The sequence below is a fragment of the Bifidobacterium aesculapii genome, from assembly GCF_001417815.1.
GTDB lineage: Bacteria > Actinomycetota > Actinomycetes > Actinomycetales > Bifidobacteriaceae > Bifidobacterium > Bifidobacterium aesculapii.
The window spans coordinates 48,228-69,500 of sequence record NZ_BCFK01000028.1; the positions used below are offsets into that span (position 1 = coordinate 48,228).

A 21,273-nucleotide genomic window follows, 5' to 3' on the forward strand; every position below is an offset into this window, starting at 1 on the left:
GGGTCCTTTCGGGTTGCGGGTGTGGGTGGCCGGCGACCGGTCAGTCGTTGGGCAGGTCGGAGGGGACCGACTTGAGGATGGCGAGCGCTTCGTCGATGTCCTGTTCGGAGACGATCAGCGGAGGCGCGAAGCGCAGGGCGTCGGCGCGCACCGCGTTGACGATGAGGCCGCGTTCGAGACACCAGTTCATGACGGCGTGCGCGCACGGATGGGCGAGTTCGGCCGCGTCGAGCAGACCACGGCCTCGCGTGGAGACGTACAGCGGGTTGCCGCAGGACATGAGGCCGTCGCGCAGCTGGCGGCCGCGCTCCTCGGCATTGGCGAGGAGGCCGTCGCCCTCGATGACGTCGAGCGTGGCGAGCGCCGCCGCCGCACCCAGAGGGTTCCCGGCGAAGGTGGAGCCGTGCGATCCGGGGGTGAACAGGGCGGAGAGCTTGGCTCCGAAGGCGATCATGCCGCCCATCGGGAAGCCTCCGGCCACGCCCTTGGCGAAGGTGACGATGTCGGGCGTGACGCCGCCGGAGAGGTCCTCGCGCTGGAAGGCGAACCATGCGCCGGTGCGGCCGATGCCGGTCTGCACCTCGTCGATGATGAGCAGCGCGTGGTTGATGTCGCACATCTCACGCACCTTCCTGACATAGTCGGCGCCCAACGGCTTGACGCCGGCCTCGCCCTGGATGAGCTCCATGATCACGGCGGCGACGGGCCCCTTGCCGTAGTGGCCGACGCCGGTCTCCGAGAACGCCTCGTAGAGGGCGAACGAGTCGCCGGCGCGCACGAATTCGATGTTGGGCACGAGCGGTCCGAACGGCTTGCGGATGCCGGGCTTCCACGTGGCGGACAGCGCGCCGAGCGTGCGGCCGTGGAACCCGTTGGTCAGCGCGATGATGCGCGCCGGCTTGCCGCCCATCGCGGGCGCGGCGCCGGGCAGCGTGCGCCCGTAGAGTTTCGCGAGCTTCAGGGCCGCTTCGTTGCCTTCGGCGCCGGAGTTGCCGAAGTACACGTGCGACCCTTCGGGCGCGCCGGCCAGTTCCACCAGTTTGGCCGCGAGCCTAATCTGCGGCTCGGTGGCGAAATAGTTGCTGGTGTGCGCGACCTTTGCGGCCTGTTCGGCGACGGCGGCGACCCATTTGGGGTGCGCGTAGCCGAGCGAGTTGACGGCGATGCCGCCGAGGAAGTCGAGGTATTTGTTGCCGTCGACGTCCCACACGTGCGTGCCCTGGCCGTGGTCGAGCACGCGAAGCGGGGTGCCGAACACGTTCATGTGCACCTGGGAGTACTCCCCCAGCCATGCGGAATCCTTCGGCCCGAGCGTTTCGGCGCCGTTCGCTGCAGCGGTCTCAGAAGACATAGGAGCTCCTCATTTCGATGCCGTCCTCAGGCACGACCATGGTGCCGATGCCGGCGGAGGTGAATATCTCGTTCAGGATGGAATGCGGCTTGCGGCCGTCGATGATGTGCGCCTGGGGCACGCCTCCGTCGATGGCGCGCACGCACGCCTCCATCTTCGGGCGCATGCCGGATTCGAGGTCGGGCAGCATGTCGCGCAGGTTCTCCACGCCGATGCGCCCGATCAGGGAGTTGCGGTCCGGCCAGTCGGCGTACAGGCCGTCCACGTCGGTGAGGATGACGAGCTTGCGCGCGCCGACGGCGGCGGCGAGCGCGGCTGCCGCGGAATCGGCGTTCACGTTGAGCACTTCGGTGGCGTCGTCCTCGTTCGGCGCGACCGAGGAGACGACGGGAATGCGCCCGGCGCTCACGAGATCCTCGACGGCGGAGGCGTCGACGGAGACGACGTCGCCGACCAGGCCGATGTCGGTGGGTTCGCCGTCGATTACGGGCCTGCGCTGCATGGCGGAGAACAGGCCGCCGTCCTCGCCGGACAGGCCCACGGCGAGCGGTCCGTGCGCGTTGATGAGTCCGACGAGTTCGCGCGAGACCTTGCCGGTGAGCACCATGCGCACCACGTCCATCGCCTCGGGCGTGGTGACCCTCAGTCCGCCCTTGAATTCGGATTTGATGCCGAGCGCCTTGAGCATCTGAGAGATCTGCGGGCCGCCGCCGTGCACGACGATCGGGTGCAGGCCCACCTGGCGCAGGAACACCATGTCTTCGGCGAAGCACTGCTTGAGGTGTTCGTCGATCATCGCGTTGCCACCGTATTTGACGACGATGCGCTGGCCGGCGAATTCCTCGAGCCACGGCAATGCCTCGATGAGCACCTCCGCCTTCTGGTCGGCGCGCAGGTCGGTGTGCACGTCGAAATGGAATCCGGGCCCCTTCAGTTCTGTAGCCATAATTCCTTCAGCTCTTTCAGCTTTCGTAGTCCGCGTTGATGTGGACGTATTCGTGGGTGAGGTCGTCGGTCCACACGGTCGCCTCCGCGTCCCCGACGTTGAGGTCGATGTCGATGTGGACTTCGCGCGGGGTCATGTCGACCTCGCTGCGGTCGCGTCCGGCACCGCCGTTCTCGCAGATGCGCACGCCGTTGACGTCGACGGTCACCTTCTCGGAATCGTACGGTGCGACTTCCGGCGGCACGGTGCCGAGCGAGGAGACGATGCGCCCCCAGTTCGGGTCGTTGCCGCTGATCGCGCATTTGAGCAGGTTGGAGGCGGCTACCGCGCGGCCGCAGGCGAGGGCCGCATCTTCGCTGGTGGCGCCGGTGACGGTGATGCGGATGTCATGGCTGGCGCCTTCGCCGTCACCGATGATCTGGCGGGCGAGCGAGGCGCAGGCCTGGCGGACGAGCTCGTTGAACTCATCCTTGTCGGGTTCGATGCCGCTGGCGCCGGAGGCGAGCAGCAGCACCGTGTCGTTGGTGGACATGCAGCCGTCCACGTCGATGCGGTTGAACGAGTGTTCCGCGGCGACGGCCAGCGCGGCCTGCAGCTGACCGGCGGAGACCACGGCGTCCGTGGTGATGACGCACAGCATGGTGGCCAGCTGGGGGGCGATCATGCCGGAGCCCTTGACCATGCCGCCGATGCGCCAGCCGTCCTTGCTTTCAAGCGTGACGGTCTTCGGCTTGGTGTCGGTGGTCATGATGGCGTGCGAGGCGTCCGCGCCCGCTTCGGGCGTGGCGGCGAGCGCCGCGTAGGCGGTCTTCGCGCCGGCGAGCACGTGGTCGAGCGGCAGCAGTTCGCCGATCAGGCCCGTGGAGCATACGGCGATGTCCGTGGGGTCCGCGCCGACGAGCGCCGCCACGGTTTCGGCGGTGGCCTTCGTCTGCGCATACCCGGGTTCGCCGGTGCAGGCGTTGGCGCCGCCGGAGTTGAGGATCACTGCCTTGATATGGCCGTCGGCGACGATCTTGCGGGACCACTGCACGGGTGCGGCGCAGAAGCGGTTCGATGTGAACACGCCTGCGGCCGCGTCGAGCGGGCCGTTGTTGACGACGAGTGCGAGATCCTTCTTGCCGGCCACGGCGGAGATGCCCGCCTCGACGCCGGCTGCGGCGAATCCTTGTGCGAATGTGACGCTCACGGGGCGACTCCGATCTTGGTCAGGCCCTGGTCTTCGGGAAGACCGAGGGCGATGTTCAGGGACTGCACCGCCTGCCCGGCGGTGCCGCGGTTGAGGTTGTCGATGGCGGCGAACGCGATGAGCCGGCCGGCCTTGCGGTCGGTGACGACCTGCACGTGCGCGGCGTTCGATCCGATGACGTTGGCGGTGGCGGGCAACGTGCCGGCGGGCAGCACGGTGATGAAGTCCTGCCCCTCGTACGCCTTGGCCCAGATCGAGCGGATCTCGTCGTCCCCCATCGCGAGCGCCTTGTCGGTCATGCGCGCGCTGACGGTGGCGAGGATGCCGCGCGCCATCGGGGCGAGGACCGGCGTGAAACCGAGCGTGAAACCGTCGGCGGCAGCGGCGTCGAGCCCCGCCGCGTGCGCGAGGTTCTGCAGGATCTCGGGAATGTGGCGGTGCGTGCCGCCCACGCCGTAGGGCACGGCCGAACCTAACGCCTCGGCGGCGAGCAGATTGGTGCGCTTGAGGTTCTTGCCGGCGCCAGAATAGCCGACGACGAGGTCGGCGATGATGTCCTTGTGCTCGACGAGCCCTTCGGCCACTCCGGGCTGCAATGCCAGCGTGGTGGCGGTCACGTTGCAGCCGGGGCCTGCGATGCGCTTGGTTCCGGGCAGCGCGGCGCGCTGGCGCGTGTACGCGCCGTCCGCGCCATGGCCGGTGATGAGCTCGGGCATGCCGTAGGTCCAATGCTTGTAGAAATCACCGCCGTAGAACTCGTCCCATGCGGACTTCTCCTCGAGACGGTGGTCGGCGCCGAGGTCGACGACGACCGCGTCCGGGTCGAGCTCGGCGGCGAGTCTGCCGGAGGCGCCGTGGGGCAGCGCCAGGATGATCACGTCATGGCCGTTGAGCACCTCGGGGGTGGTGTCCTCCACGGTCAGGTCGGCCAATTGCGGAATGTGCGGCATGTGGGCGCCGAGCCTGTCCCCCACTGAGGAATGGCCCGCCACGCAGGTCACTTCGAATTCGGGGTGGGCGGCGAGAATGCGCAGCGCCTCGCCTCCCGCATAGCCCGTGGCACCCGCCACGGCCACCGTGTACTTCGCCATATCACGTCCTTCACTCATGGGCAATACCCACGAGCATACATACCTATGCAGACTATTGCATAATTATGTAATCGCATGTCGGAACGGCGATGCGACGAAGAGCGGCGATCAGGTGGTCATCGTGTCGCCGGAGCCGGAATCGCCTCCATACATGCCGAGCATCTGGTTGGTGAGGTCGGTGACGTCCATGCCGTTGACCCACATCCAGATCTGCACGATGGTGGTGAGCACGTTGATGACGATCGCGGCGATGGCGAGACCCCTGCCCTTCATGTGGAACATGCCAGTGCGCCATACGGAGATGCCTCCCATCACGGCCGGGAGCACCGGCACGGTGAAGACCAGCGCGAAGATGAACGCGATGACCGCGTAGGAGTCCCACCGCCCATACAGCGGATTCTGGTTGGGGTCGTTCACGTCGATGCCGTAGAAGTACCGGGGCGTGTGGCCGTCCGGAGCGGGACCGTTCCCACCGGCGGCGCCCATGTGGGCCTGAGGCCCGTTCTGGGGATTCGTGGGAGCGCCCGGCCGGCCGTACCCGTACGGCTGCCCCTGCGGCCCGGGGTACCCGCCCGGGTAGGCGGCGCCCGGAATGGTGCGTGGGCCGGTCACGGGGGCCTGCGTTCCCTGCCCGGCCCCTTCGTCCTGTTTTGGTTCGGGGTCGGGGGCGCCGTACAGGTAGGGATTGTAGTTCGGACCGAACTGGCTGAGCATCGCACCGTAGTCGGGTTGCGCGTACTGGCCGTACTGCGGCTGGGCCTGCGGCGTGACGTTGCCGCCGCCTTCGCCCGCGGCCCCTTCGGAAACGGGGGAACCCGATGGGCCTGCCGTCACAGGAGCCGCACCTCCCCCCTGCATGTGGGGATCGGTCGGCTGCTGTTCGGGTGCGCTCATCGGGTTCCTCCTCGTAATTGCCCCTTATGGTAGCGTATCGTCGTTTCGCCGAGGGCTCACGGTCTCGCGGTGAACACCACGCGGGGCGTCGCGTCAGGCGCGCAGCTGCGCTCCCAGTTCGCCCGCCTTGTCGACGATCGCCTTGCGGATCGTCTCGCTGTCCTCGGCGGAGAGGGTCTTGTCCGGCGAACGGAAGACCACGGCGAAGGCGAGGGACTTCTTGCCTTCGCCGACCTGGTCGCCCGTGAACACGTCGAACAGCTCGATGGATTCGAGGTTCGCGCCGGCGGCGTCACGCACCACGGCTTCGAGCTGGGCGGCGGTCACCGTGTCGTCCACGGTGAATGCGAGGTCCTGCTTGACCGGCGGGAACGTGGAAATCGGCTTCGCCTGCACCGGCTTGCCGTCGAGCGTGGCGAACAGCGCGGTGAGGTTCAGTTCGAACGCGGCGGAGTGCTCGGGGAATCCGAGCGCCTCGTTGACGTGCGGGTGAAGCTCGCCGACGAATCCGACGAACGTGCCGGAAGCGTTCACGCGTGCGAAGCGGCCCGGGTGCCATTGGGCGGGCACGTCCGCGGCGGCAGGCTGCTCCAGTTCGATCTTCGCGCCGAGACGGTCGGCGATGCGGTGTACGGCCTCGACCGCGTCGGACCAGTCGACAGGGCGCTTGCCGCCCAGCCAACCGCTGTTCTCGGCGAGACCGGTCAGGATGCCGGCCACGTGGTCGGGCTGGTCCGGCAGGCCCGCATCGAGCGCGGCGAGCTGCTCGGGGCTCGGCTTGACGCCGCCGGGCAGCGCCGGAATGGCGGGCGCATCCGGGTTCCACAGGTACACGTGGCCGAGCTCGTAGAGCGAGATGTTCTCCAGTCCACGGCGGATGTTGCGCTGCACGGTGGCGGCGAGCGTGGGCAGGATGTGACGGCGCAGGTACGGGCGGTCGCCGTACAGCGGGTTGGCGATCTCGACGCTGACGCGCTTCGTGGCCTCGGCGTCGTAGCCGAACGCCTTGTAGTCGTTGTCGCCCACGAACGGGTAGCTGAGCGCCTCGACCATGCCGTATTCGGCGAGCTCGTCGGCGACGCGGCGGCGGCGCAGCTGGTCGGCGGTCAGACCGACATGGCCTTCGACCGGCGCCGGCGGCACGGTGACGGGAATCTCGTCGTAGCCGACGAGACGCGCGACCTCCTCGACCAGGTCGCACGGCTCGTTGAGGTCCGGACGCCAGGTCGGCGGGGTGACGGAGAACTCGCCGTTGCCGCCGCCGGCCACGGTGCAGCCGATGTCGGTGAGGATGTCGCTGATGGCGTTCACCTCGGTGCTGAGACCGGCGACGCGCTTGACCTCGGACGCCTTGAAGTGGATGGCCTTGCGGCGATGCGTGTTGTTCACGTCGGTCGGGTGTTCGCTGGCCTCGCCGTCGCCGTACTTGACGAGCAGGTCGGCGGCCATCTGCGCGGCGGCGGGCTGCAGCTGGTAGTCGACGCCACGCTCGAAGCGGCGCGACGCCTCGGAGGGGATCTTGTGGCGGCGGGCGGAACGCGCGATCGACACCTGATCGAAGTGAGCGGCCTCCAGCAGGATGTTCTTCGTCTCGGCGGTCACTTCGCCGTACAGGCCGCCCATCACGCCGGCGAGGCCGATGATGCGCGAGGCGCGCTGGCCGTTCGGGGAGTCGGTGATGAGCAGATCCTCATGGCTTAGCTCATGCTCCTTGCCGTCAAGGGTGACGAGCTTCTCGCCGTCCGCGGCGCGGCGCACCACGATCGGGCCTTCGAGCTTGTCCAGATCGTAGGCGTGCATCGGCTGCCCCAGGTCGAGCATCACATAGTTGGTGACGTCCACAGCCAGGGAGATGGAGCGCATGCCGGCGCGGATGAGACGGCGGCGCATCCAGTTCGGCGTGCGCGACGACGGGTCGAAGCCGCGGATGGCACGCGCGTAGTAGCGGTCGCATCCGGGCACGCCGTGGATCGGGTTCGCGTCGTCGATCTCGACCTGGATGTCCGGCGCGGAGCCGGAGGCCTCGCCCGCGGCGACCGGGACATGCTCGTTGAGCGCCTTGACCGGATCGGTGTACGCGGCGCCGGTGGAGTGGTGGTATTCGCGCGCCACACCGCGGTAGGACAGCGTGTAGCCGCGGTCCGGCGTGATGTTGATCTCCAGCAGCGGCTGGTCGAGGTGCAGCAGGTGCATCGCGTCGTCGCCGGGCTTCAGGGCCTCGTACTCCTCTTCGGTGAAGCCGTAGTGGCGCAGCAGGATGATGCCGTCATGGGCGTCGCCCAGGCCGAGCTCGCGCTCGGAGGCGCACATGCCGTTGGAGATGTGGCCGTAGGTCTTGCGCGGCTCGATCTTGAAATCGCCCGGCAGCACGGCGCCCGGCAGCGTCACGACGACCTTCTCGCCGGCGGCCATGTTCGGCGCGCCGCAGATGATGCCGCGCGGCACCTTATTGCCGTTCTCGTCGGTCTCGTTGTATTCGTCGCCGACGTCAACATGGCACCAGTTGATGATCTTGCCGTTCTTCTGCGGTTCCGACGTGGCGTCCACCACGTAGCCGACGACGATCGGTCCGGTCACCTGGGAGGAATGGATCTCCTCCTCCTCGAGACCGACCTTGACGAGGTCCTTCGCGAGCTGCTCGTAGGTGAGCCCCTCCGGGACCTCGACGTGCTCCTTGAGCCAATCGATATCGATCATAGGCATGGCGTAATCACTCCCCCATCACAAACTGTTCGGCGAAACGCACGTCGCCCTCGACGAGGTCGTGCATGTCGTTGATGTCGGAACGCAGCAGCAGCGTGCGCTCCATGCCCACGCCGAACGCGAAGCCGGTGTATTCGTTCGGGTCGAGACCGGCGGACTTGAGCACGTTCGGGTTGACCATGCCGCAACCGCCCCATTCGAGCCAGCCCGGACCGCCCTTCTTGTCGGGGAACCACAGGTCGAGCTCGGCGCTCGGCTCGGTGAACGGGAAGTAGCTGGGGCGCAGGCGCGTCTTGGCCTCGGGGCCGAACATGGCCACGGCGAGCTTGTCGAGCACGCCCTTCAGATCGGCCATGGTCAGGTGCTTGTCGACGGCGAGCGCCTCGCACTGGTGGAACACCGGGGTGTGCGTGGCGTCGAGCTCGTCGGTGCGGAACACGCGGCCCGGCGAGGCGATGTACAGCGGCACGCCGCGGCCGATGAGCGCACGCACCTGATCGGAGGAGGTCTGCGTGCGCACGACCATGTTGGAGCCCACGAAGCCGGCGGCGTCCTTGGCCTGGTTGCCCTTGACGTAGAAGGTGTCCTGCATCTGGCGGGCAGGGTGGTCGGGGCCGAAGTTGAGGGCGTCGAAGTTGTACCATTCGGCCTCCACTTCGGGGCCGGAGGAGATCTGCCATCCCATGGAGATGAAGAAGTCCTCGACGTCCTCCATGAGCTTGGCGAGCGGATGACGCGCACCGAGCGGCTTGCGTTCGACCGGCAGCGTCATGTCGACGGCCTCGGCGGCGAGCGCGGCGGCCTCGGCGGCCTCCTTGAGCTCCTTCTCCTTGGGACCGTAGGCGCGGCCGAAATCCGCACGCAGCTTGCCCATGAGCTTGCCGGCTTCCTTCTTCTCGTCCTTCGGCAGGGATCCGATGGCCTTGTTGGCCTGGGTCATCGCCGAATCGGCGCCGGCGTACATGGTCTTGATGGCTTTCAATTCCTCCAGCGTGGAGGCGTTCTGGATCTTCGCGATGCCTTCGGCGACCGCATCGGTCACCGCTTGCGCATCGAATAGCGCTTCTGCCACGAGCACCCTTTCCTTTATATCTGCTTCAATGACGTGCTGAGCACGTGGGGAGACGCGCGAAAACACGCGTTTCCCAAGCGTTGTCCAACATCACATTGTCACGGTATGACTCGACATGGCCGCCGGGTTCCATCACGTGGTCGCCGGACGTTCACGCCCGGAGCAGGGCCACGCGTCCGACGGGCGTCGCGGACGGCCCGTCATGGGCGGCGGGCCGCGCGCACATGCCTTACTTCGCACTCATGGCGAGGCTCATGAGCATCACCGCGGCGGAGGTGCCGAGATTGAGCGATTCGGCCTTGCCGTACAGCGGGATGGACACGATGCGATCCACCCGTGCGAGGATTTCAGGCGGCAGTCCGCGCGCCTCGTTGCCGAACAGCACGGCGTCGCCGCGTGCGGCCGTCGCATCCGAGGCACCGTCTTCGGTCGCGGTCGCGACGGACCGCGCGCGTGCGGCGAGCACGTCGGGCAACGATTCGGGACGGCGGTCCGGCGTGCCGTACACGTCGGCGGCGATGACGTCCACGCCGTGCCCCCCCGCCCATGCGAGGAACCCGTCCACGTCCATGGAAAGGACCGGGATGTGGAACAGGGAACCCGCGGTGGAACGGATGACCTTGGGGTTGAGCGGGTCGACGCACTCGTCGACGAACACGACCGCGTCGCATCCGGCCGCATCCGCCGCACGGATGACGGTGCCCGCGTTGCCGGGATCGCGCACCTGCCAGAAGGCGGCGACGCGAGGGGTCGCGCCGAGCCTGACGTCGCCCGCGTCGGCGTGCATGGCGCGCATGTTGCCGACGGCGACGATGCCCTGCGCGTCCTTGCTCATTTTCTCCATCACCGTGCGCGTGACCTTGTGCACGTAGATGGTGGCGTCCTGCGACTGCTCGACGATCTTCGCGAGCGTGTCCGAGGCGTAGCGGGTCTCGCCGAGCACGTCGTCGACCGCGACGTAGAGATCCTGCACGACGTCCGGCCGCCACGTGACGGCCTCGCGCACGGACTGCGGCCCTTCGATGAGGAAGCGGCCGGAACGTTCGCGCGCCGCGGGCCGCGCGAGTCCGGCCACACGCTTGACACGGTCTGATTTCGGATTGTCGATCACTGCTTGGTTGATGGGCATGCCCACCAGAGTACCGTCACGCCTGCCGCGGCGCGTCCGCGGTCACGATTCCTCCTGTTCTTCGATTCTGTTCCATCTTCTGCCATAGAGCGCCCGCCCGTCGGCGTTCAGGGAGACGACCGTATGGTCATCGATGATCTGCCGTGTCTTCTCGGAATACGACCCACGCTTGTCGAAGGCGATGAACACCTGCTTGTCCGTCGCGTCCGTCTTCGCATACAGCTTCATAATGGACTCGATCGGCTCGTCTCCGATGTTCTTCAGCAGCGTCGAATCATGAATGAGCACCGGAAGATCGGTATGCTCCAGAACCGTCATATCAAGGAGAACCACATCCTTCGCACGGGTGCCGGCACCGGTGTCTCGTTCGGTGCCGAACGTATACGACTGCTTCCCGTTCCGGGTCTCCGATATGCGTAGCTCGGGAGGATTGTTCCCCGTATCGACGGCGTCATTCAGCTGTTTCAACGCAGCGTTGATTGTGCCGGTCATTCCGCCGATGAGTTTCGGCCGTTGTACCTGTAGTTCCGCGGATGCCTCTTGCATCACCGCTTTCAGCTCCTCGGTCTTGTCCCAGGAGCCGATTTGCGCCTGCAACCGTTGGATGTTGCCATTCAGCTCTCCCGCCTTGTTCCACTCCTCGGTGCTCAACGTTCCGGTCTGCCCCATATCGGCGAGTTCGGTTCTCAATCGGTTGATTTGACTGTCAATGGAACCGATCATCAGCCGGTACTGTTCCTTCTGCGCGGAGAGCTCGTCACTGAGGATTTCAGCCAGTTTGTGATGGAACGCCTCTATCTCCTCGATTCGGCCGATGTCCGCATTCGGGAAAAACCGCAGCAAAGCTTCGATCTGCCGGACGTCGACATCGTGTCGAGTGATTCTTCCCCTGTCGATGATGCCGATTTTGGCGGTCAGCAGATCCCGCTTCTGCAGCAGCTCGTTGATTTCCGCTTTGAGTTCATTATTGCGTTCCGAGGCAGCGATGCCTTCTTCGAACAGCTTCTGGTCGGCCGCCAGTTTAAGGTCGTTGAGTTCTCGTTCGGCCGTCTCCAGCTGTGCTTGTGCGCTTCTGCGATCCCGTTTGCTTCTCAATGAGATGTAATCGGAAAGACCCAGCTTTGCCGCTCCGTGCATCACCTCGTATCGCTTCCGGGCATCCGAGACCGCCGTCTCCAATTGCTTGATGGGCTGGAAGACGCCGAACATCTTCTCAAGCGTTCCCACAGCTTGAGCATCCGGTGTACGCGGCGAGACGCTTAATGGCTTCGCATAGTCGATCTCATGCGATGCACTCACACGAGCGAACGGTCCCGCCGCCTCTCTCCAGGTCAGGTCCGGATCCTGGAATCCGGATTCCTCCTTCAGCGTCCTACAGAAATCCTCAACAGTCATGGATCCGGTAAGCACCGAATACATGCTGTCCAAGTATTCCTTGACCAGATTCGGCTGAGCGGTGTCTCTGGAGAAATACCGCGTTCCGGAGGCGAACTCGTGAGCGAAGAAGATCTCATGGTCACCCACGGCGTAATCCTTCACGGCATCCGATTTACTGAACGCCTTACCGCCGAAGGCATAATCGACGATCATCAGCAACGTCGATTTTCCGATGGAGTTCTCTGCCTGCTCGCCGCCGAGCACCACGTTCAACCCACCGTGGAACCGGATGTGCCGATCAGCACCGACATGAGCGGCGAATCGGCTCGAATAGATCTCCTTAAGCACGATGAATCACCTCTTTAGTTTCGTCAAGCTTCACTGCTCCGATTGCGAACAAGACCGTCAACGCGTCGATGACGGCTTCTGGACTCTTTATTCCGGAAAGACACCGCAGATATAAATCGACGACGCCGATCCCCTCTTCCGGTATCAGCGAAAGAACCGGCACGAGATCAGCCAACGTCGACTCGGCGAAGGGTACAAGCTTACTGGGCAGGAGCACGAAACACCTCACATATCTGGACGAAATACGAGACGAGAATCGAAGCGGTACGCGACCGCGAATGAGTGCGATCAGCTATCCAATCGGAAAGATGGTCGAAAATCTCGGCTTGACTCAATCCCTGACCCTCATACTTCAGATATTTGGCATGCATCTGTGACAGCAGATCATTAAACGACAATCGCTGGGTTTCCTCCAGCATTTTCATTCGCGCGGCGATGAACGGATAATACGAACTGACTGAATCGGTTATCTCACGGCAGAGTTCACCGTCTTCGGAGACCTTATCACGTATCGGTACGGGATTGCGCATCTGGATTTGCTGATGAGACGTGTCTTCAAAACCCAGTTCTCTGATATCATCCAGCAATTTCGCAAGTTCCTTTTCCAAGCTCAACGGAGTCAATAGACCTTCGAAATCCCGTTGCTTGGAAACAGCCTTCTTCTCGCTCCGCACTCGGTCGATGTCACTCTTGCTTGGGTGGTGCTTGTATTTCGCCGCGCATGTCGGGCACATCACCACATAATCGTCAAGACCGTATGAGGATACGTCCGGATCAATGGGAAGAATCTCGTATACGGGTATACCATCCCCGCGCTTATCCGCTATCAGGGAAGCACTGCATTCCATGCAGAGCCCGGCACACTGCATGAGCAGAGCATCCTTGTTATCCGCGATGCCTCTCGCGTAGGCAATCTTGGCGGCTACGGATTCCGAGGTCAGTTTCTGACCGGCTTTTCGGGAAATCACAGTCAATGCGATTTTCACGCATCGCTCACCCAACTCGTCAAGATTCACCTTTGTCCCATATTCGGCAAGATTATCCACGATTCTCTGTTTGACCGGAATCGCCGCGGCATCGATCCGAATTATGAACTGGCCAAGATCCATGCATTCGTATATGGCATTGGCCAGCTTCTTTGTGAACGACCTATCATCTGAGGACATTTTGCGGAGGGTTTCCTGTGACGCCTGAGAAGGATCCGCAGCCGTGCCTATGCGATTCCCCGGAACTCTGGTGAGCATCGAAATGACCTCAGCCACCTGTTTGCCGGCAGATAGCTCTTTACCGATAAGAGGCCGAAGCGATTTCACCAAATCGCAGAATCTGGCATTCACCTCTCCGGTCATCGTCACTCCTCATGCAGCACAGCACTGTCTTTATGACATATAGCTCCATTGGCATCAGCCGCATAGACAGCAATCCAACATTTTTTAGTTTACTAGGCGCTGCAACGCTTTCCGCGGTTTTTCTCCCAGTTTCTCCCTTCTGGGTCTCCCATTTTCTCCCTGAATCCCGGTCGCCGTTTCATAGCGTGGCCCGTATCGCGCACAACGCACGAATCAGCGAACAGAAAGGAGAGGGACGCAATGGGCAGTGGAGCCAAGGGGGCGTACAGCAACGGCGGATCGCAGCCGTACCAACCGACCTACCACGTCGTCAAGTCGATGCTGGAACTCGACAAAACAGCCGGAATCTATAACCCCAGCCGGGGATACTTCAAGAACCCGACCCGCACCGACCTCGAGAAAGCCATCAAAGGTGATTCCATCATTTTTGGCGGAAGAGCAGCCTCAGGTACCTTCATGTACGTACTGGACACGGACGGACACATCGTCTTCGGAGCACGGCGTAACCCATACCATTCAAATGGCCGCTCGCCGCACCCCACACTGATCGGTGGCAAGGACCCCGTAGTACAAGCCGCCGGCCTCATAAACATCAAGGACGGGAAAATCATGTCTTTTGATGATCGGAGCGGCCATTTCAGACCCAGCTCCAAGTCCATGGACAAAGTGGAAGCCGCACTGCGCAAACTTTACAATATGAACCACAATCTCTTCGGCGACAAATTCACTTGGAGGAAGCAATGAGCAACAACCACGACCTCGAAACTCCTATCAAAAACTACTTTGATGCCGATTCGGACTCAGTATCCTATGAGGAATTACGGGCACTCGAGAAACCGGTTGCACACCTTGTGGACGAGTATGGCTGGAATGCCGTCAGGCAAGCATTCTTCCGTTACGTGCGGAACGAGTGCAAAACCCCGGACGACATCGCACGGGCAGCGTTCCGCTACGAAGGCCTTAACTGGAACAAGAAGCCGATCCCAGACCCGTACGAGTTCCTCGGCTACCTCTACTACAAAGCCGGATTCAACAAAGCCCCATACGATGCCGCACGCGCCCTCGATGATCTGTGCATCACAATCCTGCCCGCATCCGGCTACCCCGAGGCGAACATCTATTATCACCCCTACTACGCCGCGGAAGCCGACCCCAAGATGATCGCCGCCGTCGAACGCTGGCGACAGCGCGAAGCCAATGAAGCCGGTGAAGACAGCAACAACAACAGCACGACAAACGACCCTCAGGAACCGCACGAAGACTCAAAAAAGCAGGAGAACCTATGACCTCACGTGAACCGTATCAGGACGCGTTCGATGTCCCGGGATTACGTGGAGTTTCGGTAGATGGCGGCATTCAACCACCGACGCAACCGCCTCCACGCCGCAAAGCGACCATCGACGACGGCATGAACCCAGAACTCGTCGCCGGCGCCGACTTCGACGGCATCCTCGGCATTCCCATCATCAAACGCCCATCAGAATTCGTCATACCCTCGAGCATCATCCCGTTCAGCAAACGAAATCGTGACGCCGACCCAGACCTTGCCGTGGGATTCTACGAGATGGACGTCGAATTCGCCGACGTACTCATCAACCCGGACCGGTTCATCAATGAGTTCCGCCGGCGCCCACTCATCAGCCCGGACTGCTCGCTCTACCGGGATGCGCCACTCGCGGTGCAAATCGCGAACACCTACAAAAGCCGCGCCATCGGCCACTACTACCAATCCCACGGCGTATATGTGATTCCCCAGATCCGCTGGGGCAACCGCCTGACCTACACCACCGAGGAACTGCCGGAACGACTGGCTTTCCTCGGCGTGGAGAAGCACAGCATCGTAGCCATCGGCACCTATGGGTGCATCCGGACCGCGGACGACAAACACGAATTCCAAGCTGGACTCTCCGCCATGATGGAAACCTTGGAACCCAAAGTCGTGCTCGTCTACGGCCCCATGCCTGAACAGGTCTTCGGACCATACGCGCATGACGCCACGTTCAAGCAGTACGACGACTGGACCAGCCGTATGAAAGACCGGTGACCGGCAGCGCCATCGACTCGGATTCGTTGCACATGGCGCTACATGGCGCGCATATTGCCGAATGCGACGTAGCGGGCCCGCAATCTGATTCCAGATTGTCGATCACTGCTTGGTTGATGGGCATGCCCACCAGACTACAGTCACGCCTACCGCAAGGCGTCAGCGGTCACGATCGATCCCTCTCTTCGAGCTTGTTATGTCTCCCGTCGCCTATGTACTTCAGCAGCGTCGAATCGTGGATGAGCACAGGAAGAGCCCCATCTCTCAATCCCAGTAGGCCCGGCGTCACCGGTTCGCCCATGCGGCGGTCCAGTCCTCGGCGTCCGACAGGCGGTCGAAGCTCTGATGCAGGATCCCGTCCGCGCCGAACGGCTGAACCGTCATGTCCGCCGGAATCAGCCGGCGCGGCACCTTGACCGACGCGTCATACGGAAGATTCGGCGTGAGCTTCGCGATCCATGCGGTCACACCGTTCCTCGCTCCCGTCAGATAAGCGGCGAACGTGAACGGACGAGACTCGTCGATGATGTAATTCAACATGATGAAACCCCTTTCAAGAACAGGGTATGAAAGTCAGGCACAGCGGCAGACATTTCGTAGGTGTCCTGCGGAAAAATGAGAACGTATTGTGACGGTAAGAACACCACGAATCCGCGCATATCAGTGAAATCATCCGCGCAAGCGGAACACACTGTACGTGTGTTTGCACCCCACCATAATCCGGGCCTGGGACGGCCGGCACGGAATCGCGAACAGACGCATACGAACGTACGCCGACCGCCATCATCAGGGCACCTGCATCGTCCCGACATCCGACTGCCCGAACCATCACCCATCCCACGAAAACAGCAGAGGCTTCTCATTAGAAGCCTTCACCAAATACTTACCCTGCTGTCCACATGGCAGCAAGCTCACCCAGCGCCTTGTACTCGGCCCCTTCCGGGCAGAGTCGCGTAATCATCTCATCGACTCTGCCCTGTCCTCAGTCCCCTCTCATTACGTCTATCATTCAGATGCTTCGCGCATTTCTCAACGCTTGTGTTCCTGCGTCACCGATTGAATCCTCAGGAACCCCAATCTCATCGATTGCCTTGGACACAAACTCCATGATTTCCCCGGCATCCTTCGTCACCGACTCGTAAATCTCATCAAAATCAAGATTCCCGTAATCGTGAACTATCCAATCACGGGTTCCCGCTATCGCCTTCCAAGCGATTTCCGGTTGGGCCATGACGAATCGCTTCGACAGCTTCTTCACATGTTCGCCCACCTGCGCTACCGCCATGCACACCGCATGCTGCCGCAAATCGTCGTCTTCGAATTGTTCAAGGGTAACGCCGTCGAGAAAAGACAACGCCATCTCCAATTCATGCCGAATCTGCAACAAGTGAATCAAGTCACGCCGTGGATCATTCTCCGAAGCTTTTCCCACCATCGGTTTTCCCCTCATCTGGAAGAATACGTAGAATCGGCTTGGCCAATACGTTGCGCACGAATAACGATCTAATCAGTTCGTCATACGCCTTCTTCTCCGGCTGGGTGATATAACTGGCTTTTACCAGATCGATGTCCCGACCGAACGCTTCACGTAGCGCTTCACGGAAGTTCGCGATTCTTCGAACACGCATATCGTCATCGGCGGTCTCGTAGATGAAATCGATATCGGAATCGGAGTCCGCACCACCGTCGGCCATTGAACCGAACAAGTACAATTCTGTGATGCCATATTGGCGCGCAAGAGGACGAGCCAGAGCAGCGATCTCGGACGGCGAGGGGACCGTCTCACGCCGCACGGAATGAGATAATGTCGCCGATGGCATTGCCACTGTCATACCCATCACATCCTTATCGTTTTCCTCATGAGGAGTCTATGACGCCTCATACACGAACACAACGATAGGACTGTCCGCACATCGCACGAACAATCCAGCAACGTTTTCGCGTCCTTCCATTGAAGGTGTGCGCGCTACGCGTGCATATCTCACATGTTACCGTTCCGAATCCGCGACAATGGCGTCGATCTGCTTACGTAGTTCGGTCTTCCTCCTGACGATGCCGGCGATGCGCACATTCAGCTCATCGATGTCTCTTCTCACGGTATCCTTCCTCTCCCCCCACGTGCCTACGGATAGATTCCAGCGATTTACGTCCGCACCGATATCGTCGCGCACCGGTCGTCCAACGGCGGAACTGCACGCCACGATGGAGTTTCACCCGGTATCCGACCGATATGATGACGTCGAGGTTGTAGTATGCAACGGGCTTGTTCGAATCGGCAATGTGCTTTTGCATATTGCCTTCCCTTTCCCAACGTGCTCACAGTACCGACGTCAAGCGCCCGACGTCACGCACCCTGGAAGGAGAAGTGCCAATAGCCGGTGCGCACGGCGACGGCGAGCGCGATGACCGGAATCGCCAGACAGATCAGACAGAACACGGCGTCGATCGGGTGCAATCTCGAGACGCGCGCCGCCGAACGCGGCCCGGAACCGCCGAATCCGCGCGCCTCCATCGCGGTGGCGAGCTTCGTGGCGCGTCGGATCGACAACACCAGCAGGCCGAACGCCTGCGAGAACGCTCGGCTCACCGCGTTGCCGTCGCCGAGACCGCGCGAACGGCGGGACAGCCCGAGCGCGCGCCAATCGTCCTGCAGCAGCGTGAACATGCGCATGCCCGCGAGCCCGCCATAGACGAAGCGTGGCGAGAAATGAAGGATCTGCACGAGACCGTCGGCCAGATCGGTCGGGTCGAGGCCCAACGCGAGAATCACGCCGGGCATGGCGATGGCGCCCACTCGAAGGAACGTGGCCGCAGCCAGATAGGTGGAGCCCTGCGATACCACGATCCAGCCCGCGGAGAACCAGATCTCGCCGGAGGTGCGGCCGTAGAGGAACACGGAGACGAATCCGCCCACGGCCGCGATCCACACGGGCCATGTGCTGCGCAGCACGCGCCATGGGGCGATGCCGCCGATCCACAGCAGCACGAACTCCAATCCCAGCGCCACGGAGGCGGAGACCACGTCAAGACTGACGAACATGGGGATGCACATGACGAGCGCTCCGATGATGCGCGCCACCGGATTCACCTTCGCGATGAACCATGAGGGCGAGGTGGCCCGCGCCGGTTCGCGCCGCGCGTCCGGAGGCGAAACGGTCACCGTGTCGCCCGTGGCCGCGACCGTTCCCACAGCAGAAGCCTCCTCACCCGTCACGTCCAACGCGGTTGTCCCGTTCTTTTCGTCCATGTTCCCGTTCACCATTCCGTTCAAACGTCACTCCCCCGCGAATCCGAACATGATGCGCCTGGCGTCCAGCGCCTCGACGAGCGGCTCGTCATGCGTGACGACGATGACGGCGCACCCTTGGTCGCGCACACCCGCGATGAGGTCGACCATCTCGGTCCATGTCGTGAAATCCTGGCCGAACGTCGGCTCGTCCATGACGAGAATCCTCGGCGCGGCGGCCAGCATCGAGGCGACGGACAGGCGGCGCTTCTCGCCGCCGGACAGTGTGTATGGATTGGCCTTGGCGAACCGCGAGAGGTTCATGCGCTCGAGCATCTCGTCGGCGATCGCGTACGCCTTCTTCTCGTCGGCACCCATCGACTTGGGCCCGATGGCGACTTCGTCGCGCACGAGCGGTGCCGCGAACTGGTGCTCCGGCTCCTGGAAGACCATGCCGATGCGCCCCAGCAGTTCGCGGCTTCTCCATAGATTCGGCTCGTCGCCGCGTGCGCCGGATGCGATGTCCGCGCGTACGCGCACATGGCCGGCCAACGGCTTGAGGAGGCCTGCGAGCGTCAGGGCGAGCGTGGACTTGCCGGCGCCGTTCGGCCCCATCAAGGCCGTCACCTCGCCGGAGCGGAACGCAAGATCGATGTGTTCGCCCAATGCCGTGCCGCGTCCGAAGCTCAGATCATCGGCGACAAGCGCCGGCTCGTCCGTTGCATCCGCGCGCACGGCCGCAACGGCTTGCGGCGCACGCTCGGCGATCGCACGGCCCGGCACCCATGCGCCGCCCGCGGCGAGCAGATCACCGTATTCGCCGAACACTTCGCGAGGCGTGCCGTCCGCGATGACGCCGCCCACGTGCGAGTCCGGGTTGGGATGCCCGATGACGATCACGCGGTCGATGAGATCCAGCCACACGTCGATGTGATGCTCGACGACGACCATGGTCTGACCGGTGTTCGCAAGCACGTCGCGCACCGCGTCATGCACCTCCCGCACGCCTTCCGGGTCGAGGTTCGCGGTGGGCTCGTCGAGCAGCAGCAGTCCGGGTCGCATGGCGAGCACGCCGGCGAGCGCGAGCCGCTGCCGCTGCCCTCCGGAAAGATGCCGTGTGGAACGTTCGAGGCTGATGCCGTCCAATCCCACGAGGTCAAGCGATTCGCGCACGCGACGCCAGATCTCGTCACGTGGCACGTTCAGGTTCTCGCAGCCGAAGGCCGCGTCGTCGCCCACGCGTTCGAGGATGATCTGCGAATCGGGATCCTGCAGGACGAGTCCGACCTTGCCTCGCGCGACGGACGGGTCGATGCCGTCGACGGTGAGGGTGCCCTCCTGGTCGCCTTCCTCGGGTCCGCCGAGCACGCCGGCGAGCGCGGCCATGAGCGTCGATTTGCCGGCGCCGGAAGCCCCGAGGAGCAGCACGTGCTCCCCGGGGCGGATGGTGAGGTCCACATCACGCAGCGCGAAGTCCTTGCGTGTGGTGTGGCGCCATCCCCATCCCTTCGCTTCGACGCCGGCGGGGGTGATGCGCATCAGACGCGGGCCTCGCTGCGGCCGGAGGCGAAACGGTCGAGCGCGCCGGTGGCGGCGAGCGCACGCTGCACGCCCAGCATGACCGCGCCGATGATGATGCCGGAGAGGATGGAGGTGATCAGGTACACGACCACATAGCCGGCGCCCCAGGCCGGGTGGGTGGCCCAGTAGTACGCCCAGCAGCCCACGCCGGCGAGTGCGCCGGACAGCGCGATGGTGCCGATGTTCCACTTGCGCCACACGAAGATGGCGAACGCGATTTCGGCGCCCAGACCCTGCAGGATACCGACGAGGAGCGAGCCGCCCACGCCCCACTGGTTGCCGAGCGTGAGCTCGAGGAACGCGGCGAGCGTTTCGGCGAAGAGGGCGGCTCCGGGCTTGCGCACCACGATGGCGGCGAGCGGGCCGGCGAACAGCCAGAATCCGTTGAGCAGGCCTTCGAAGCCCGGCGTGACCGCTCCGAAGATCTCCAGCGGAACGGTGCAGACCACGTCCCAGCCCCAGAAGATGACGCCGGAGGCGACGGCGATGACGGCGGTGACGACGATGTCGACGACGCGCCACTTGTAGTTGGCTTTGGCGACGGTTTCGGCCATGATGTGTGCCTTTCTTCTCTACTTCATGAAGGCACGGGAGGAGCGACAATTCCGTGGGCGGCATTGCCCGCCCACGTTCCATCGGTCGAGACCCGTTGCGGTCTCCTCTCAGCCGCGCTCAGGCGGCTCCCGTGTCAGCTCCCACCATAAACGACGTAGCCGACGAGATGCCTTTCACGAAAGCGACACACTACCGCATCCGTGTATGGCGGACATGGAGCAACGACACTATGTTTGACGGTATGTCATAGCTCATGATGACGATAGCAAAGGAGCATGATATGAATAAGAAGATACTGTCCGCATGCATTGTCGCATTGCTGACACTAGGAACGTGTTCCATTACGCAGACTTCCTATGCCGGAGAATCGACAATACGGACGCGCTGCGATTTCTATGATCACGGACAGTGCTACGAC

21 protein-coding genes are annotated in these 21,273 nt (G+C 63.1%); 3 read left to right on the forward strand and 18 right to left on the reverse strand.

All coding sequences use genetic code 11. The features are described from left to right. Positions 1 to 40 precede the first annotated feature (40 nt). From BFAL_RS03870 to BFAL_RS03920, 11 genes are all read right to left on the reverse strand, one after another. Positions 41 to 1,351 (reverse strand): acetylornithine transaminase, encoded by a 1,311-nt coding sequence (locus tag BFAL_RS03870; protein WP_055427108.1) that lies wholly within the window; start codon positions 1,349 to 1,351, stop codon positions 41 to 43. Continuing rightward, positions 1,341 to 2,297 carry an acetylglutamate kinase gene (gene argB / locus BFAL_RS03875; RefSeq protein WP_055427109.1) on the reverse strand — a complete coding sequence of 319 codons (957 nt, stop codon included), beginning with the start codon at positions 2,295 to 2,297 and terminating at the stop codon, positions 1,341 to 1,343. The genes BFAL_RS03870 and argB overlap by 11 nt, the downstream gene beginning before the upstream one ends. Before the next feature lie 16 nt (positions 2,298 to 2,313). After that, complete coding sequence (gene argJ / locus BFAL_RS03880; protein ID WP_055427110.1) at positions 2,314 to 3,486, reverse strand: bifunctional glutamate N-acetyltransferase/amino-acid acetyltransferase ArgJ; 1,173 nt, start codon at positions 3,484 to 3,486, stop codon at positions 2,314 to 2,316. Then, positions 3,483 to 4,577: an N-acetyl-gamma-glutamyl-phosphate reductase gene (gene argC, locus BFAL_RS03885; protein ID WP_055427111.1), complete on the reverse strand. Its 1,095-nt coding sequence runs from the start codon at positions 4,575 to 4,577 to the stop codon at positions 3,483 to 3,485. The genes argJ and argC overlap by 4 nt, the downstream gene beginning before the upstream one ends. A 108-nt stretch (positions 4,578 to 4,685) precedes the next feature. Further along, positions 4,686 to 5,471 carry a hypothetical protein gene (locus BFAL_RS03890; protein WP_082440344.1) on the reverse strand — a complete coding sequence of 262 codons (786 nt, stop codon included), beginning with the start codon at positions 5,469 to 5,471 and terminating at the stop codon, positions 4,686 to 4,688. Positions 5,472 to 5,564: 93 nt separating this feature from the next. Further along, positions 5,565 to 8,174, reverse strand: coding sequence for a phenylalanine--tRNA ligase subunit beta (gene pheT / locus BFAL_RS03895; RefSeq protein WP_055427112.1), 2,610 nt, complete (start codon positions 8,172 to 8,174; stop codon positions 5,565 to 5,567). Positions 8,175 to 8,181: 7 nt separating this feature from the next. Then, a complete protein-coding gene (pheS, locus tag BFAL_RS03900) occupies positions 8,182 to 9,246 on the reverse strand; it encodes a phenylalanine--tRNA ligase subunit alpha (RefSeq protein WP_370696057.1) in 1,065 nt (354 codons plus the stop codon). A 229-nt stretch (positions 9,247 to 9,475) separates the two neighbouring features. Further along, positions 9,476 to 10,375 (reverse strand): TrmH family RNA methyltransferase, encoded by a 900-nt coding sequence (locus tag BFAL_RS03905; protein WP_055427164.1) that lies wholly within the window; start codon positions 10,373 to 10,375, stop codon positions 9,476 to 9,478. Between the two features lie 42 nt (positions 10,376 to 10,417). Beyond that, a complete protein-coding gene (locus BFAL_RS03910; RefSeq protein ID WP_055427113.1) occupies positions 10,418 to 12,100 on the reverse strand; it encodes a DUF2326 domain-containing protein in 1,683 nt (560 codons plus the stop codon). Next, positions 12,093 to 12,275 (reverse strand): hypothetical protein, encoded by a 183-nt coding sequence (locus BFAL_RS03915; protein ID WP_152973520.1) that lies wholly within the window; start codon positions 12,273 to 12,275, stop codon positions 12,093 to 12,095. Before BFAL_RS03915 ends, BFAL_RS03910 begins: the two co-directional genes overlap by 8 nt. Before the next feature lie 25 nt (positions 12,276 to 12,300). Next, positions 12,301 to 13,449 carry an ABC-three component system protein gene (locus BFAL_RS03920; protein ID WP_055427115.1) on the reverse strand — a complete coding sequence of 383 codons (1,149 nt, stop codon included), beginning with the start codon at positions 13,447 to 13,449 and terminating at the stop codon, positions 12,301 to 12,303. Between the two features lie 240 nt (positions 13,450 to 13,689). Between BFAL_RS03920 and BFAL_RS03925 the strand changes: the two genes are divergently transcribed. The 3 genes from BFAL_RS03925 to BFAL_RS03935 are packed head-to-tail and all read left to right on the forward strand — an operon-like array spanning position 13,690 to position 15,493. After that, entirely contained in the window at positions 13,690 to 14,193 is a 504-nt protein-coding gene (locus tag BFAL_RS03925) for a hypothetical protein (RefSeq protein ID WP_055427116.1), read from the forward strand. Continuing rightward, entirely contained in the window at positions 14,190 to 14,735 is a 546-nt protein-coding gene (locus tag BFAL_RS03930; RefSeq protein ID WP_152973521.1) for a hypothetical protein, read from the forward strand. The genes BFAL_RS03925 and BFAL_RS03930 overlap by 4 nt, the downstream gene beginning before the upstream one ends. Further along, entirely contained in the window at positions 14,732 to 15,493 is a 762-nt protein-coding gene (locus tag BFAL_RS03935; protein WP_082440346.1) for a DUF4417 domain-containing protein, read from the forward strand. The genes BFAL_RS03930 and BFAL_RS03935 overlap by 4 nt, the downstream gene beginning before the upstream one ends. A gap of 285 nt (positions 15,494 to 15,778) precedes the next feature. Here BFAL_RS03935 and BFAL_RS03940 read toward each other — a convergent pair whose 3' ends face one another. The 7 genes from BFAL_RS03940 to BFAL_RS03965 all read right to left on the reverse strand — a co-directional run bounded on the left by BFAL_RS03940 (position 15,779) and on the right by BFAL_RS03965 (position 20,854). After that, positions 15,779 to 16,033 (reverse strand): hypothetical protein, encoded by a 255-nt coding sequence (locus BFAL_RS03940; RefSeq protein ID WP_055427119.1) that lies wholly within the window; start codon positions 16,031 to 16,033, stop codon positions 15,779 to 15,781. A 469-nt stretch (positions 16,034 to 16,502) separates the two neighbouring features. Beyond that, positions 16,503 to 16,928, reverse strand: a complete 426-nt coding sequence (locus BFAL_RS03945; RefSeq protein ID WP_160319024.1) for a HepT-like ribonuclease domain-containing protein — start codon at positions 16,926 to 16,928, stop codon at positions 16,503 to 16,505. Continuing rightward, entirely contained in the window at positions 16,903 to 17,325 is a 423-nt protein-coding gene (locus BFAL_RS03950) for a nucleotidyltransferase family protein (RefSeq protein WP_160319025.1), read from the reverse strand. Before BFAL_RS03950 ends, BFAL_RS03945 begins: the two co-directional genes overlap by 26 nt. Positions 17,326 to 17,569: 244 nt before the next feature. After that, complete coding sequence (rhuM, locus tag BFAL_RS11700; RefSeq protein WP_082440348.1) at positions 17,570 to 17,785, reverse strand: RhuM family protein; 216 nt, start codon at positions 17,783 to 17,785, stop codon at positions 17,570 to 17,572. A 52-nt stretch (positions 17,786 to 17,837) separates the two neighbouring features. Next, a complete protein-coding gene (locus BFAL_RS03955; protein WP_082440354.1) occupies positions 17,838 to 18,740 on the reverse strand; it encodes an energy-coupling factor transporter transmembrane component T family protein in 903 nt (300 codons plus the stop codon). Positions 18,741 to 18,767: 27 nt separating this feature from the next. Further along, the gene (locus BFAL_RS03960; RefSeq protein WP_055427123.1) at positions 18,768 to 20,258 is read right to left on the reverse strand and encodes an ABC transporter ATP-binding protein; all 1,491 of its coding nucleotides are present in this window, start codon (positions 20,256 to 20,258) and stop codon (positions 18,768 to 18,770) included. Then, on the reverse strand, positions 20,258 to 20,854 hold the full coding sequence (locus BFAL_RS03965) for an ECF transporter S component (RefSeq protein WP_055427124.1): 597 nt from the start codon (positions 20,852 to 20,854) through the stop codon (positions 20,258 to 20,260). Before BFAL_RS03965 ends, BFAL_RS03960 begins: the two co-directional genes overlap by 1 nt. Positions 20,855 to 21,273 lie beyond the last annotated feature (419 nt).